Source organism: Pandoraea horticolens, from assembly GCF_902459555.1.
GTDB lineage: Bacteria > Pseudomonadota > Gammaproteobacteria > Burkholderiales > Burkholderiaceae > Pandoraea > Pandoraea horticolens.
On the sequence record NZ_CABPSM010000004.1, the window covers coordinates 238826 to 252004 of the forward strand.

Below are 13179 nucleotides of genomic sequence, written 5' to 3' on the forward strand. Positions count from 1 at the left end.
GATACTAAAGTGCTTGCTTTAGTTTTTTGAACGCCTATACTCAAGCACATGCTTGACCATGACAACGCCCTCGATTTGACCTTTCAGGCACTGGCCGATGCGTCGCGCCGCGCAATGCTCGCGCGGCTGGCGCAGGGGCCAGCGTCGGTCAGTGCGCTCGCGCAGCCGTTGGCGATGTCGTTGCAGGCGGTCATGCAGCACCTGGCCGTGCTCGAGAGCGCGGGGCTGGTGCGAACGGAGAAGGCCGGCCGTGTGCGCACGTGCCGGATCGAACCCCAGGCGCTGAGTCTTGCCGAACGATGGATCAACCAGCGCCGTCATGAGTGGGAAGGTCATCTCGACCGTTTGGGCGAGTATCTGGCCAGCCTGCCCCCCGAAGGAGCATGTCATGAGGACAGCAAGTGACGCAGCAGCGTCTGCGGCGCAGCCGCGCCCGCTGACGGTCGGACGTACGTACGCCACCTCGCGAGAAACGGTGTTTCGCGCCTGGACAACCACTGAGGCGGTGAAGCGCTGGTTTTGCCCGGCTGGCTACACCGTACCTGAAGCCAGGATCGACGCCCACGTGGGCGGCGCTTTCGAACTGAAGATGCAGTCGCCCGAAGGCGAAGCGCACTGGATTCGCGGGCGCTTCGTTGAGATCGACACCCCCGGACGTCTCGTAATCGACATGGAAGTGACCGACGCCAAAGGGGGGGCGCTGTTCGGTGCGCTCACGACGGTGTCCTTTACGGACGTAGCGCAAGGCACGCGGCTGGATGTCGAGCAACGCTACACCGTTCACGACCCCGCCTATGCCTGGATGCCCGAAGGCGCCGGTGCCGGCTGGGCGCAGACGTTGGACAAGCTCGGTCGCGAGGTCATGCGCGAGGTCGGGGCGCCGACGCAGCGTAGCGTCGTGCATGCGACCTTTCGCATCGAGCGTCAGTACCCCGCATCTCCCGCACGGGTTTTCCGCGCACTGACCGATCGCGAGGCCAAGGACCGCTGGTTCGCCCGCAGCGACGGTCTCACAGTGCTGGAGAGATCGATGGATGTCCGGCCCGGTGGTCGCGAGCGCGTGAGCGGGCAGTGGGCTGGGGGCATGGTGTCGACGTTCGACGCCATGTATTTCGATGTCGTGCCCGATACGCGGCTTGTCTACGCTTACGAAATGCACCTCGATACCCGCAAGATTTCCGTATCGCTCGCGACGGTCGATCTCCGCGCGAATGATGGCGGCACGCTTCTCGTCATGACCGAGCAAGGCGCGTTTCTGGACGGTTACGACGACGCAGGCTCGCGCGAGCGCGGCACCCGACTTTTGCTCGACGCCCTTGGCGCGTCGCTCACGGACTAAGTGAACCGGTTCACCTCTATTTCCTTTCTTCTGTCACGCCGCTTTTCCCTCAGTGCAATGGGGGAGATGCGGCGTTTTTTTATGGTCGAGTGCACCGATCTGGCGCGATCGATTCCCGTCGAATGACGCAATAGTTCCTCGACAAATATCGCGTTTTTCATCGGGGCAGCGAGTTCTAGACTTCTTTACATCGACGGCGCAATGCAAAAAAAGTCGTCGCAACTAGACAGGAGTTAAGAAAATGAACACCAAGAACATCGCAATCGCCCTTATCGCCGCCGTAGCTTCGCTCGGTGCCGTTGCCAGCAACGCAGCAGAAAATGGCAACAACTATCCTCAAGTCGCCTCGCAAGGTCAGCCGCTCACGCGTGCCGACGTGCTGGCCGATCTGGCTCAAGCCCGCGCACAAGGCGTGATCCCGCACGGCGACGCCGATTATCCGGTGTATGTCGCTTCGGGTCCGGCCATGAGCCGCACCGAAGTGAAGGCCCAACTGGCTCAGGCGCGTGCTGAAGGCCTCATGGCCCAAAACGACATCGATTACCCGGTCGTCGCCTCGCAAGGCCCGAGCGTGTCGCGCACCGACGTGAAGCAGGAACTGGCCCGCGCTCGCGCCGCCGGCGAACTGAGCGTCAGCCAAGGCAGCTAAGCGCTCGCTGGCTGTCGCAGCAAAATCAAAAGCCGTCCCGAGTGAGGAACTCGGGACGGCTTTTTTTTCTTCGGTACGCCAGACGTGCCGCTCAGGACTTCATGAAACGAAGCGCAATCCGGGCGAGCTTCGGCACGAAGGTCGGGCGCAACAGGCGCTTGTCGTAGCCATCCATGCGTCTTGCATCTTCCTCCAGGCACAGGACAATCAGGTCGCGGGGCTTGAGCGACTCGCCGATGTCGGCGGTACCGGTCGCCGGAAAGTTGGCGTCACGGGCCACACCATCGGTATCGATGCCGCGTGCGATCGCCATGCGATCCCAGATCAAGGTGACCCAGACGGCCGCCACGCGTGCGTAGAACCACGGCCGCTTCCAGACAGGCAGACTGCGCCGGTGCCACGCCACCCAGTTCGCAAAGAACAGAATGTGCCGGGCTTCTTCCTGAATGACGGGCTCGAACGTCTCGACGAGGGCTTCGGGGAAGTAGCCGGAGCGTTGGGCCGAACGGAACAGGCCGAAGGCGACGAAGCTGTCGATGCACTCGCTGAAGCCCGTTTTCATCCATGCCCATTCAGCGTCCTTGGGCGGCGGGTAGGGCGGTTCGGGGGCGAGTTCGATGCCGTACGCTTCAACCAGCTTGGAGAGCACGACCTTGTGGCGTGCCTCTTCCTCGCCGTCCATGACGAGCGCCTCGCGCAGCAGCGGGTCCTGAATCGTGGCGGCGTACGTCGCCACGCGGATCGATGCGCGGCCTTCGGTTTGCACGGCAATGTCCCAGATGGGCAGGGCGGTCAGGCGTTTGAGCGCGTCGGGTGGCAGCGTCGGCCAGTCGATGACCGAGGGTTTGTAAGGGTTGTGGGACTCGAGCAGCATGCGGCAGAACATGCGTTTATGGGAGTCCGAACCAATTGGCACAGTGCCATCGACATCGTATTGCCAATGGCGCATGACGTGGTCGGCCTGCGCGACGGCAACCGCTAGCGTGTCGGACATCTGGTCGGGATATCGCATGGAATATGAGTCTGAGTCTTGTCTGCGTCGGCAAAAATCATATCATCAAGCGACTGTCGGCCGCTGTACAGAATGCTCTGGCAGTCGCGTCCGACACGCGTTTACGACGCGTTGGAGCAGAGACATTCCGGCGACGACAATCACGCACGGGAACAGCCGCGTCGTCGCACAATAGCCCATGATGCAGGCCGGCGATCTTTTCCATCGGATTGCTATGCGTTGCTGTCACGCGCTCGCGTCAAGGACATGACGTAACACTATGTAACGCCAACGCGGCAGAACGTGTGGCACGCGCGCGTAACGGCGCTTCGCGCCCGGTGGTGAAATATTTGGTAATTGTTGTCGCGCGTGCAACGCAAGTATTCGCAGAACATCGTATATTGGCGGCTCACGGGTGCTTACACTATGAAGTCCGCTGTGGCTGTCTCGCAGCTTTTTTACTGGAGTCGTCATGACGCTGACCCTTGAGCAACTCTTTCCACAGCATCGTCCCGAGGGGGACTCCGTGGCTACGGCGCTTGACAGCCACGCTGTCGTACAGGCGCTGTCGCTGGCCTGCGCCGAGCATCCGCTCGTGTTGCTGCGCATGATGTACCCGGCCACTGACGCGAACACGCACCGCAGCCGCGACGAGCTCGCGGAGGTGCTGCACCGCCACGGGCTGCATCAGGTCGCGGGGTTGATCGAAGCGGAATCGCCGTACCTGATGTTCACGTCGGCCCAGCATGCGCATCTCACGCTCGTGGAGATCCTCCGCTACTCGGCGGCCATCGCCGTGCATCTCTACTATCGCGGGCTGACCGGGCTCGACGCCGAGGCGCGTCTGCGTGCCGACGCGACGGCGCCGGCCGATGGGCATTTCCGCCCGTTCGACGGTTTCGCCCGCACCGTGTAACCACGTTGGCGAAACACCCCGGAGGAGCGGCGCCGGCCCGAGGTTCAGGTCCGGCTGTCGTCTGGAGGGGATTGGCTGCCGGACGGTGAGGGCTTCGAGGTTGGCGATACGGGCGGTGCTGGCGTCTCGCCGGGCGCACTTTCGCCATCCCAGCCGAAGGTGACCTGGTGCTGCGCGCGACGCTGTTCACGCTCGCGCATCATTTGCTCTTCGAACTGACGGCGGCCCTCCTTCGCCGTGGCAATCATCTTGTTGCGATCCTGATAGGCCGGGTACATCTCGTCGGCCAGTTGATGATTGGCGCGACGGAACGCCATCGCTGCTTCGCGCGCTTCAGCCGCCGGCCAGCCCAGTTCCTCGAGCACTGAGCGCGCGCTGCGCAGCGACGACTCGAAGACCTCCCGTTCGATGTGCTTCACGCCACGATCGCGAAGCTGGAACAAGTGGCCGACGTTGCGCGCGCGTGCCACGACGGGAACGTCGGGGAAGTGCTTGCGCATCAGGTCGACGATCTCCAGCGACTGATCGACGTCATCGACCGCCACGACAACGGCCCGCGCCTGTGCGACGCCCGCAATGCGCAGCAGGTCGAGACGTGTGGCATCGCCATAAAACACGCGAAAACCGATTTGACGCAGGCTCTCGATGGTGTCGGGGTCGTGATCGAGCACGGTCACCGACACGCCTTGCGGCACCAGCGTACGCCCGACGATCTGGCCGTAGCGCCCGAAGCCGCAAATCACGACGCTGGCCGACTGTGGCTCGGCAATCTCTTTCATGCGTGGCGATCCTTTCAGGCTGTAACGCGGCAGCAGCCATTTTTCGATGGCCACGAGCAGCAACGGCGAGATCAGCATCGAAAGAGCGACAGCACCGATCAGGAACGACGACACGGCCGGCGGCAATACCTGCGGCCCCGCCGACTGAAACACCACGAAGGCGAATTCACCCCCTTGCGCGAGCAGCAGTGTGAAGATCGGCCGTTCCTGATAAGGCAGTTTCATCAGCCGCGACACGCCGTAGATCGCCAGCCCTTTCAGGGCCATGAAGCCGACGACCACGGCGATCATGCGCAGCGGTTGGGCGAGCAGCACGCCGAAGTCGATGCTCATGCCGACCGCGATGAAGAACAGCCCGAGCAGCAACCCTTTGAACGGTTCGATGTCAGTTTCCAGTTCGCGACGGTATTCGCTCTCGGCGAGCAGCACGCCGGCGAGGAAAGCGCCGAGTGCCATCGACAGGCCGACCCATTGCATCAACGTGGCGATGGCCACGACCAGCAACAGCGACGCCGCCGTGAAAATCTCGGGCGTGCGGCTGTTGGCGATCCAGCGCAGCAGTGGGCGCAACGCGAGGCGGCCACCGAGGATGATCGCTGCAATCACGCCGACGATCTTCAGTGCTTCGAGGGCGCGTGCCGAGCCCGTCATCACATGGCTGTCGAAGGAATTCGCGAGCAGGGGCAGTAGCGCGAGGATCGGGATCGCGGCAACGTCCTGAAACAGCAGGATCGAGAAGCCCGCCTGACCGCTCGGAGTGCCGAGCAGATTACGCTCCGCCATCACCTGCAGGGCGATGGCGGTGGAGGAGAGTGCGAGGCCGAGCGCCGCAACGAGGGCGATGCGCCACGGAGCGCCCAGCGCAATGCCCACCGCGAAGAGCAGCACGGCGCAGCCGAGGACCTGTGCCGATCCCCACCCGAAGATTGGCCGTCGCAGATTCCACAGACGTCGCGGTTCCAGTTCGAGGCCGACGAGGAAGAGCATCAGCACCACGCCGAATTCCGCGAAGTGCAGCACGTCTTCCACTCGCGAGACGAGACCGAGGCCCCACGGACCGATGGCAATCCCGGCGGCGAGATAACCGATGATTGCGCCGAGCCCCAATGCACGGGACAGCGGCACGACGATGACGGCCGCCGCGAGGTAAATCAGACTGGCAAGCAGCCAGGCGGGCACGTGTTCCATCAGGCGGCCCTCCCCGCACTTGCGTTTGTGGTGGTGTCGTCGTGCGCGCCCGCGATGTCCGTCGCGCCGCACGGACGATCCGTCGCCGGAATGTCCTGACATTCGGGGGCGTCTGCCATCGAGATCAGTTCCGGCCACTGCGGATACGTGGCTAACCGGCCTGCGAACTCGCTCACGTGAGTATCGAGCATGGCCTCGTCACTGCGCCGCGCGCCGAAAAACACATGTGGCGGGAGGAATCGCATGCCGCACAGGCGTGCCGTCTGCTCGTAGGCAGGCAGAAATGCCGAGAAGTCGTGCTGGTTGTAGCCTTCGGGGCGATAGCTCGATGCCGGCCCGCCGGTGCTGGCCACGAGCCAGAGATCCTTGTTCGCGAGCGCATGGCCGTCGTGGCCATACGCCCAGCCCCACGACAGCACTTCGTCGAGCCAGAGCTTTTGCAACGGCGGCATGCTGTACCAATAGATCGGATGAACGAGCACGATCAGGTCGGCGCGGGCGACGCGCCGTTGTTCGGCAGCCACATCGATGCTGAAGTCGGGATACGTCGAGTACAGATCGTTGACGTCGACACCTGCGATGCTGCGAGCGGCGTCGAGCAGGCGGCGATTCACGCGCGAGTCGCGCCAGCGCGGATGCGCCACGATGACATAGACGGCTCGCGCCGGCACACCGGCGCGAGACGCGTCGACGGTGTCATCGGAAGCACTTGAGAGACGGGAGGATGCGGGGGCAGTCATGCGGGGGAGGATACCGCATTCGTATGACGCCAGGCATCGCGCGCGTCGCGCGTGCGGATGCCGTCTCCGGCTAAAGACAACGGTGGCGAAAGCCGTTAAGTGTGGATATGCTCAATGCATCATTGACGCCTTCGATTGCCACGTTGCGCCGCCGGGTGTGCCGTGGTCAAAAGGACAAATAACAAGAACCTTCGCGCCGGTGCGGCTTCAACGCCCGTGCCTGCGTCATACCAATATGTCGCCGCAAGCCTTTCGCACTACCGTCAATCTGATCTATCACGGCCGCAACATTGCGCTCACGTTGTTGCTCGTCGCGCTGCTCTACAACCAGACGTTCTGGGTCTTCGCGAGTGCTGTCGCGGCGGCGCTCTGTACGGGCGCGTTGCAAGAGGCGGCGCGCATGCCGAACGACGAGGATCTGCCACCGCGTCCGCTCGTCATTCAGGTGTTGCGGATTTCCGTGCCACTGCTGCTCACCATGTTCGCGATCGGCTACGGCGCGGTGTGGCTCAAGCGCAACTTCTTCGGCTGATCTTGCTCGAACGCAGCCGGACGCGGGCCGTTTTCCGGCCCGTCCGCCGCGCATGTCACACCGTCATTTGACGAACTGGATATCGGTCGGCGCCTGAGGCGGGAGCTTTACGGCCAGCACCTTGAACTCGCCACTGGTGTTCTGTGAACCCGCGTGCACCGTGCCGCGCGGAATCACGATCAGATCGCCCGGATGCACCTCGCGCTGTTGGTCGCCCAGCCAGAACGTGCCGCTGCCCGAAATCACATACTGAATTTCGTCGGTGTCCTGGTGGGTGTGGCGCGGCACGTTGCCGCTTTGTACCGCGATCGTACCGTTGGGCGTGGCGACCAGCGTGCGCGTGCGCAGCGTGCCGACATTGGGCACGAGCTTGCCGATCTGCTCGTCGGTCATGGCGCCGACGTCGATGATCTGGGCACTCAGGGCAGTGGCCTGCGCCATCGCGCCGGGCATCAGGTGGGACGAGAGGAAGCCCGCGGCAAACGCGGCGGGTACGGCGGCCAGCAGGACATAGCGACGCATGTTCTATTTTCCTTTGCAGGGGCGTGACGAAACAGCAGCAAGGGGAGCTACGGACGAACGGCTTGTGTGAGGCACAACGACATAACCCGCCGTCATGGCAGCGGAAGGCTCGCGGCACTTCGGTGGGAGCGGCGAGCCCTGTGTCGGACTATACGCGCTCTCGCGCCGGGGCGCGAGGCGGTGCAGCCGATGTAAGGCGGATCAGGAGGACGTGTGCGGTACGTTGCCATGCCTATGCAGCAGGGCGTTGCGATGGGCATACGTGAAATAGATCACCATGCCGATGACGAGCCACACCAAGAAGGCGATCCGTGTGGTCGATTGCAGGTGCGCCATCAGGAACAGGCACAGACCGGCGGAGATGAGCGGCACGACCGGGGCGCCCGGCACGCGGAACGCACGCGGCAGGTCCAGACGCGTGCGGCGCAGCACCAGCACGGCCACCGACACCAGCGCGAACGCCGACAGCGTGCCGATATTGATCAGCTCGGCGAGCACGCCCAGCGGCACCAGGCCGTTACGCGACATCGCGTAGGCGATGCGCGTCTGGCCGTACGTCATCACCAGAATCACTGTCGTCATGCCGAGAATCGCGCCCAGATCGACGAAGCCCGCGGTCCAGTTCTGACCGGCGAATTGCAGTGCTAGCGACACCGGATGGTCAACGCCCGCGAACTGTGCGAAGGGCACGATCCCGGTCATGACCGCGGCAACCGTCACATACAGCAGCGTGCAGACGATGAGCGAGCCAGTGATGCCGATCGGCAGATCGCGGCCCGGATTGCGAACCTCTTCGGCGGCCGACGTCACTGCATCGAAGCCGATGAACGCGAAGAACACGAGGGCCGCCGCGTTGAACATGCCGCGGGTGCCAAACGGCATGAATGGCGTCCAGTTGGCCGGTTTTACCTACCACACGCCCACGGCGATGAACAGCAGCACCACACCGATCTTGATTGCCACCATCACATTGTTAATGCGGGCGGACTCACGCACGCCGTACGACAGCACCCAGGTGATGAGCAGCATGATGACGACGGCCGGCAGGTTGATGAGCGTCGAGACGCCCGGCAAGCTCCCCGGCGCCGCCGTGATGGCGGCGGGCAGAAAGGGGGAGGGCGTCGCGTGCCGGGGCCGTGTCGAGGGCGGGCGAAACCAACGGTGGATGGGGGGCGAGCGCCCCGCTGGCGCTACCAGCGGGGCCGTCTGGCGGCACGAGCGCACCGCCGCGTGTCATGCGATCAGTACAGCACGACCGAGCGAATCGACTCGCCGCGCTTCATCAGATCGAAGCCTTCGTTAATCTGATCGAGGCGCAGCGTGTGCGTGATGAGATCGTCGATGTTGATCTTGCCTTCCATGTACCAGTCGACGATCTTCGGCACATCGGTGCGCCCGCGCGCGCCGCCAAAGGCCGAGCCCTTCCATTCGCGGCCGGTCACCAGTTGGAACGGACGTGTGCTGATTTCCTGACCCGCTGCGGCCACGCCGATGATGAACGACTGGCCCCAGCCCTTGTGGCAGCACTCGAGCGCCTGACGCATGGTCGTCACGTTGCCGATGCACTCGAACGAATAATCGGCGCCGCCGTCGGTCAGTTGCACGATGGTGTCGACGACGTTCTCGACTTCCTTCGGGTTGATGAAATGCGTCATGCCGAACTTCTTGGCGAGTTCGACACGACCCGGGTTGATGTCGACACCGATGATCTTGTCGGCACCGACCATCTTCGCCCCCTGGATCACATTCAGGCCGATGCCGCCGAGACCGAACACCACCACATTGGCCCCCGCTTCGACCTTTGCCGAATAGACGACGGCGCCCACGCCGGTCGTCACGCCGCAGCCGATGTAGCAGACCTTGTCGAAGGGGGCGTCGGAGCGCACCTTGGCGACGGCGATTTCCGGCACGACGATGTAGTTCGAGAACGTGGACGTGCCCATGTAGTGGAAGATGGGCTTGCCGTCGAGCGAGAAGCGCGACGTGGCGTCAGGCATCAGGCCGCGGCCCTGCGTGCTGCGGATCGCCTGACAGAGGTTGGTCTTGCGCGACAGGCAGAACTTGCACTGGCGGCATTCGGGCGTGTAGAGCGGAATGACGTGATCGTCTTTCTTCAGCGTGGTCACGCCCGGGCCGACATCGACGATGACACCGGCACCCTCATGGCCGAGGATGGCGGGGAAGATGCCTTCCGGATCGGCGCCGGAGAGTGTGTAGTAGTCCGTATGGCAGATGCCGGTGGCCTTGACCTCGATCAGCACCTCACCGGCGCGCGGTCCTTCCAGATCGACTTCCTCGATGGTCAGGGGTTTGCCTGCCTCCCAGGCAATGGCGGCTTTGGTTTTCATGGCGATATTCCTCGTTGCAACGTCGTTCGGGGGAATCCCTTCGCGACGTACCTTACCGCTTTCTAAAGTCGCGCGCGAGTCTTGACACGCCATGTCAACGGAAATAGCGGGGCCGGATACAAGAATTGCCGGTCTTTCGTCTTACGATGGCCCGGCTGTCGGCTTGAGCCATGACTGATCTCCGAGCAGCACAGTTTCCGTGATTTCGATTTCCGGATAGCGCGGCTCCAGCGCATGCGCGCTCAGGGCGCGCCCGATCATGCCGACGACGTCCTGGCGTGCGAACTGCTGCGCCGAGACGTTCACGGAAATGCGCGGCAGTTGCCCGCCGCGCCGCAACAGACGACGGGCTTCGCGGCACGCCGCGTGCATCACCCACTCGCCAAGCGGCAGGATCAGCCCCGCAGTTTCCGCAATCGGTATGAATTCCGCTGGCCCGACGGCACCCAGTGACGGGTGACGCCTGCGCAGGAGCGCTTCGGCGTGACGAATTTCGCCGTTTGCCAGACTGACCTGAGTCTGATAGACGAGATGCAGTTGCGAGCGTGCCTGCTCGTGCACCGCCACGCGCAGCAGGCTTTCGAGTTCGTTGCGGCGGTGTGCGTGCGCGTCCATCTCGCTGCTGATCGAGTTCGACGAGCAGGACCGTGGTCCGGCCTGTTGGCGCGCACAACGATGGATCGCCGGTTCGAGCCGTTCGTTGAGCAGGGGCGGGTTGGGCAGACGGGTGACGGGATCATGGTGCGTGACGTACCAGAGCCGGGACGCCACCTGCACCTGTTGCGAGAGGTCGAGTACGATACCCACCCAGCGCGGGCAAGCGGCGGCGAGCCAGTTCCGACGGGTCGAGCAGCGAGAGAAAGCTGCGCTTGCCCAGCAGGTCGGCCGGAGTTCAGGAACGTCATGCAACACCTCCCTGGCGTCGCGATTTTTATCTCGAGAATCGAGCGATCGTATCGCGCGATTCTCGTTGTTTATCAAATGGTTACGAGCGCCATTCCGCCACGTCGAGAGCCTGCGTGGGCACGGGAAAATATGGCCTCCCGGCGGGTCCTTCGGTATCATGCGGCCTGATTCAAGCGGGGCTGTGCACAAACGCGAGCCGGATATCGCGTTGCCTGCCCCGATCCACTTTTTCGGCAAAGGAAGACAGCGTTGCATTGCGCCTGGATATCGACAAGCGGGATGGCACGAGGCACCTGGCGAGAACGCCGGCCGCCTCATCGTCTGCACGCGCGTCTGGCGCGTTTCATGCTACTCGTCTGTTGGGCTGCGCTCGGCAATGCCGCTGCGCAGACGCCCGAGGCCACCGCGCCCACCGGCACGCGCGAGACCAATGTGCGTCAGGTGGTGCTCGGCATCATCAGCTTCACCCGCTGGCCGACGCCGCCGGCCAAAGTGCGCCTGTGCGTGAGCGGTAATACCGACTATGCGCGCGACCTGCTCTCGGGGCCCTTGCCGAGCAGCGGCGTACCGGTCGAGGCGCAACGTGTGTCCGTCGCCGATCCTGCGATCGGTTCACAGTGCGACGTGTTGTATCTCGGTGCGATGGCAGACACCGAGCGCCGGCAAGTGCTGGCGACCATTGCGGGTCACCCCATATTGACGATCAGCGAGCGAAACGACTCGTGCACGCTCGGGACAATGTTCTGCCTGAACGTCGATCCCGATCGGGTGACTTTCGACATCAACCTCGACACCGTCGCGCGCAGCGGTGTACGTGTCCACCCCAATGTGCTGAAGCTGGCACGAAAACCGGGGACACAATGACGACTTCACGCCCCCCAACCCCCCCTATGCCTCCTGGTTCAGGCGAGCCCGTTGCCGGGTTGCTGCCGCCCCATATTTCTTCATCCGGCGCGCCGGCCGGTGGTGGTCATGAGTCGCCGCCCGTCGCACATCCCACCATGAGGCGGGCCTCGGCCCGCCGACGCCCGTCGTTGCAGGGCGTGTTGCGCCGTACCCACTTGCGCCTGGCCGTCTCTGCCGTGGTGCTCGCCGCCGTCGCGCTCTCGCTCGTGGCGTGGCTCGCCTTGCGCACGTATGCCGAGAACAATTTGCTGCTCATCGGGCGCTCGCTGACCTATACCGCAGAGGCTGCGGTCGTGTTCGGAGACCGCGTGGCCGCGCAGGAAGCGATTGCCCTTATTGCCAACGACGAAGATGTCTTTCAGGTGCGCGTGCTCGACGTGAGCAAGGCGCAGTTTGCCCTGTGGCGCAGGCGCGATGGCAGTACACTTGCACAAGTCGAGCGCATGGTGGCGGAAGTTGCACTGCCCGGCCCTGTCACGCTGCCGATTCGTCATGACGGAAAGGTCGTCGGTTACGTCGAAGTGCAGGGCGAGGGACATCAGTTCTTCGTCTTCCTGCTCAGCGGTGTGGGCGGGATACTCGCTTGTCTGCTGGTGACGTTCGCGGTGTCGAATGTGCTCGCGAAGCGGATGCATCTCGATATCGTCGAGCCGCTGCGTGCGCTTGCCGAAGTGGCGCACGCCGTGCGCCGCGAGCGGGCGTTCCATCAGCGGGTGGCGGCCACACCGCTGGCTGAACTCAAGGAGCTTGGCGACGACTTCAACGCGTTGCTCGACGAATTCGAGGGTTGGCAGAATCACTTGCGAGCGCAGAACGCCACGCTCGCACATCAGGCGAATCACGATCCTTTAACGGGGCTGCCGAACCGGGCGTATTTCGAATCGCGGCTTGCGCAGGCGCTTGTCGACGCGCGCGAGGTCGGCACGCATGTCGCACTGCTTTACCTCGACAGCGACCGCTTCAAGGAAATCAACGACCAGTTGGGGCATGACGCCGGCGACGCCGTGCTCGTGGCCATTGCCGAGAGGTTGCGTCAGCCGTTGCGCGAGGGCGATCTGGTCGCGCGGCTGGGCGGTGACGAATTCGCCGTCATGCTGCTGGGCGTGCGACAGACGTCGAACGCCGTGCGGCTCGCGCAGAGCTTGCTCGTGGCGATGGAAAAGCCGATTACGCTGCCCGATGGCGGTGAGATTGTGACGTCGATGAGCATTGGCATCGCGTTGTACCCGACACATGCCGACGATGCACCCGCGCTACTGCGCGTGGCGGACGCGGCGATGTATCAGGCCAAGCGTGCTGGTGTCGGCACCTGGCATGTTGCGGGAAGCCCCAAGAGTTAAGGCGGCGCGCAGCACTTAAGCTG

The 13179-nt window shown here is 63.7% G+C and carries 13 protein-coding genes and 1 pseudogene; 7 read left to right on the top strand and 7 right to left on the bottom strand.

Annotated elements, in window-relative coordinates; genetic code table 11:
• The first annotated feature begins 48 nt into the window (after positions 1-48).
• From PHO31112_RS09545 to PHO31112_RS09555, 3 genes are all read left to right on the top strand, one after another.
• Positions 49-405, top strand: coding sequence for an ArsR/SmtB family transcription factor (locus tag PHO31112_RS09545; RefSeq protein WP_150620298.1), 357 nt, complete (start codon positions 49-51; stop codon positions 403-405).
• Positions 389-1339 (top strand): SRPBCC family protein, encoded by a 951-nt coding sequence (locus PHO31112_RS09550; protein WP_150620299.1) that lies wholly within the window; start codon positions 389-391, stop codon positions 1337-1339. The genes PHO31112_RS09545 and PHO31112_RS09550 overlap by 17 nt, the downstream gene beginning before the upstream one ends.
• A 241-nt stretch (positions 1340-1580) precedes the next feature.
• On the top strand, positions 1581-1988 hold the full coding sequence (locus PHO31112_RS09555; RefSeq protein WP_150620300.1) for a DUF4148 domain-containing protein: 408 nt from the start codon (positions 1581-1583) through the stop codon (positions 1986-1988).
• 91 nt (positions 1989-2079) lie between these two features.
• Here PHO31112_RS09555 and PHO31112_RS09560 read toward each other — a convergent pair whose 3' ends face one another.
• Positions 2080-2982, bottom strand: a complete 903-nt coding sequence (locus tag PHO31112_RS09560) for a hypothetical protein (RefSeq protein WP_010805183.1) — start codon at positions 2980-2982, stop codon at positions 2080-2082.
• 469 nt (positions 2983-3451) lie between these two features.
• Here PHO31112_RS09560 and PHO31112_RS09565 point away from each other — a divergent pair, with 469 nt between their 5' ends.
• Positions 3452-3895: a hypothetical protein gene (locus PHO31112_RS09565; protein ID WP_174995643.1), complete on the top strand. Its 444-nt coding sequence runs from the start codon at positions 3452-3454 to the stop codon at positions 3893-3895.
• Positions 3896-3939: 44 nt separating this feature from the next.
• Here PHO31112_RS09565 and kefC read toward each other — a convergent pair whose 3' ends face one another.
• Complete coding sequence (gene kefC / locus PHO31112_RS09570) at positions 3940-5862, bottom strand: glutathione-regulated potassium-efflux system protein KefC (RefSeq protein WP_150620301.1); 1923 nt, start codon at positions 5860-5862, stop codon at positions 3940-3942.
• Entirely contained in the window at positions 5862-6602 is a 741-nt protein-coding gene (gene kefF, locus PHO31112_RS09575) for a glutathione-regulated potassium-efflux system oxidoreductase KefF (RefSeq protein ID WP_150620302.1), read from the bottom strand. The genes kefC and kefF overlap by 1 nt, the downstream gene beginning before the upstream one ends.
• A gap of 235 nt (positions 6603-6837) precedes the next feature.
• Here kefF and PHO31112_RS09580 point away from each other — a divergent pair, with 235 nt between their 5' ends.
• Positions 6838-7134 carry a hypothetical protein gene (locus PHO31112_RS09580; RefSeq protein ID WP_150620303.1) on the top strand — a complete coding sequence of 99 codons (297 nt, stop codon included), beginning with the start codon at positions 6838-6840 and terminating at the stop codon, positions 7132-7134.
• A 63-nt stretch (positions 7135-7197) separates the two neighbouring features.
• Here PHO31112_RS09580 and PHO31112_RS09585 read toward each other — a convergent pair whose 3' ends face one another.
• From PHO31112_RS09585 to PHO31112_RS27115, 4 genes and pseudogenes are all read right to left on the bottom strand, one after another.
• Entirely contained in the window at positions 7198-7656 is a 459-nt protein-coding gene (locus PHO31112_RS09585; RefSeq protein WP_150620304.1) for a cupin domain-containing protein, read from the bottom strand.
• A 201-nt stretch (positions 7657-7857) separates the two neighbouring features.
• A pseudogene (locus tag PHO31112_RS09590) lies at positions 7858-8763 on the bottom strand (amino acid permease); the annotation flags it as partial.
• A gap of 134 nt (positions 8764-8897) precedes the next feature.
• Positions 8898-10004 carry an S-(hydroxymethyl)glutathione dehydrogenase/class III alcohol dehydrogenase gene (locus PHO31112_RS09595; RefSeq protein WP_010805175.1) on the bottom strand — a complete coding sequence of 369 codons (1107 nt, stop codon included), beginning with the start codon at positions 10002-10004 and terminating at the stop codon, positions 8898-8900.
• Between the two features lie 141 nt (positions 10005-10145).
• Complete coding sequence (locus PHO31112_RS27115) at positions 10146-10811, bottom strand: EAL domain-containing protein (protein WP_174995645.1); 666 nt, start codon at positions 10809-10811, stop codon at positions 10146-10148.
• Between the two features lie 444 nt (positions 10812-11255).
• Here PHO31112_RS27115 and yfiR point away from each other — a divergent pair, with 444 nt between their 5' ends.
• Together yfiR and dgcN are read left to right on the top strand one after the other, a co-directional pair.
• Positions 11256-11774 (top strand): regulatory sequestration protein YfiR, encoded by a 519-nt coding sequence (gene yfiR / locus PHO31112_RS09605; RefSeq protein WP_246177906.1) that lies wholly within the window; start codon positions 11256-11258, stop codon positions 11772-11774.
• A gap of 137 nt (positions 11775-11911) precedes the next feature.
• Positions 11912-13156 carry a diguanylate cyclase DgcN/YfiN gene (gene dgcN, locus PHO31112_RS09610; protein ID WP_246177915.1) on the top strand — a complete coding sequence of 415 codons (1245 nt, stop codon included), beginning with the start codon at positions 11912-11914 and terminating at the stop codon, positions 13154-13156.
• The last annotated feature ends 23 nt before the right edge of the window (positions 13157-13179 follow it).

What these genes read in the sequence shown, in the direction of transcription:
- PHO31112_RS09545 (WP_150620298.1), top strand. Translation starts at nt 49, where the DNA reads ATGCTTGACCATGACAACGCCCTCGATTTGACCTTTCAGGCACTGGCC.
- PHO31112_RS09550 (WP_150620299.1), top strand. Translation starts at nt 389, where the DNA reads ATGAGGACAGCAAGTGACGCAGCAGCGTCTGCGGCGCAGCCGCGCCCG.
- PHO31112_RS09555 (WP_150620300.1), top strand. Translation starts at nt 1,581, where the DNA reads ATGAACACCAAGAACATCGCAATCGCCCTTATCGCCGCCGTAGCTTCG.
- PHO31112_RS09560 (WP_010805183.1), bottom strand. Translation starts at nt 2,982, where the DNA reads ATGTCCGACACGCTAGCGGTTGCCGTCGCGCAGGCCGACCACGTCATG.
- PHO31112_RS09565 (WP_174995643.1), top strand. Translation starts at nt 3,452, where the DNA reads ATGACGCTGACCCTTGAGCAACTCTTTCCACAGCATCGTCCCGAGGGG.
- kefC (WP_150620301.1), bottom strand. Translation starts at nt 5,862, where the DNA reads ATGGAACACGTGCCCGCCTGGCTGCTTGCCAGTCTGATTTACCTCGCG.
- kefF (WP_150620302.1), bottom strand. Translation starts at nt 6,602, where the DNA reads ATGACTGCCCCCGCATCCTCCCGTCTCTCAAGTGCTTCCGATGACACC.
- PHO31112_RS09580 (WP_150620303.1), top strand. Translation starts at nt 6,838, where the DNA reads ATGTCGCCGCAAGCCTTTCGCACTACCGTCAATCTGATCTATCACGGC.
- PHO31112_RS09585 (WP_150620304.1), bottom strand. Translation starts at nt 7,656, where the DNA reads ATGCGTCGCTATGTCCTGCTGGCCGCCGTACCCGCCGCGTTTGCCGCG.
- PHO31112_RS09595 (WP_010805175.1), bottom strand. Translation starts at nt 10,004, where the DNA reads ATGAAAACCAAAGCCGCCATTGCCTGGGAGGCAGGCAAACCCCTGACC.
- yfiR (WP_246177906.1), top strand. Translation starts at nt 11,256, where the DNA reads ATGCTACTCGTCTGTTGGGCTGCGCTCGGCAATGCCGCTGCGCAGACG.
- dgcN (WP_246177915.1), top strand. Translation starts at nt 11,912, where the DNA reads ATGAGGCGGGCCTCGGCCCGCCGACGCCCGTCGTTGCAGGGCGTGTTG.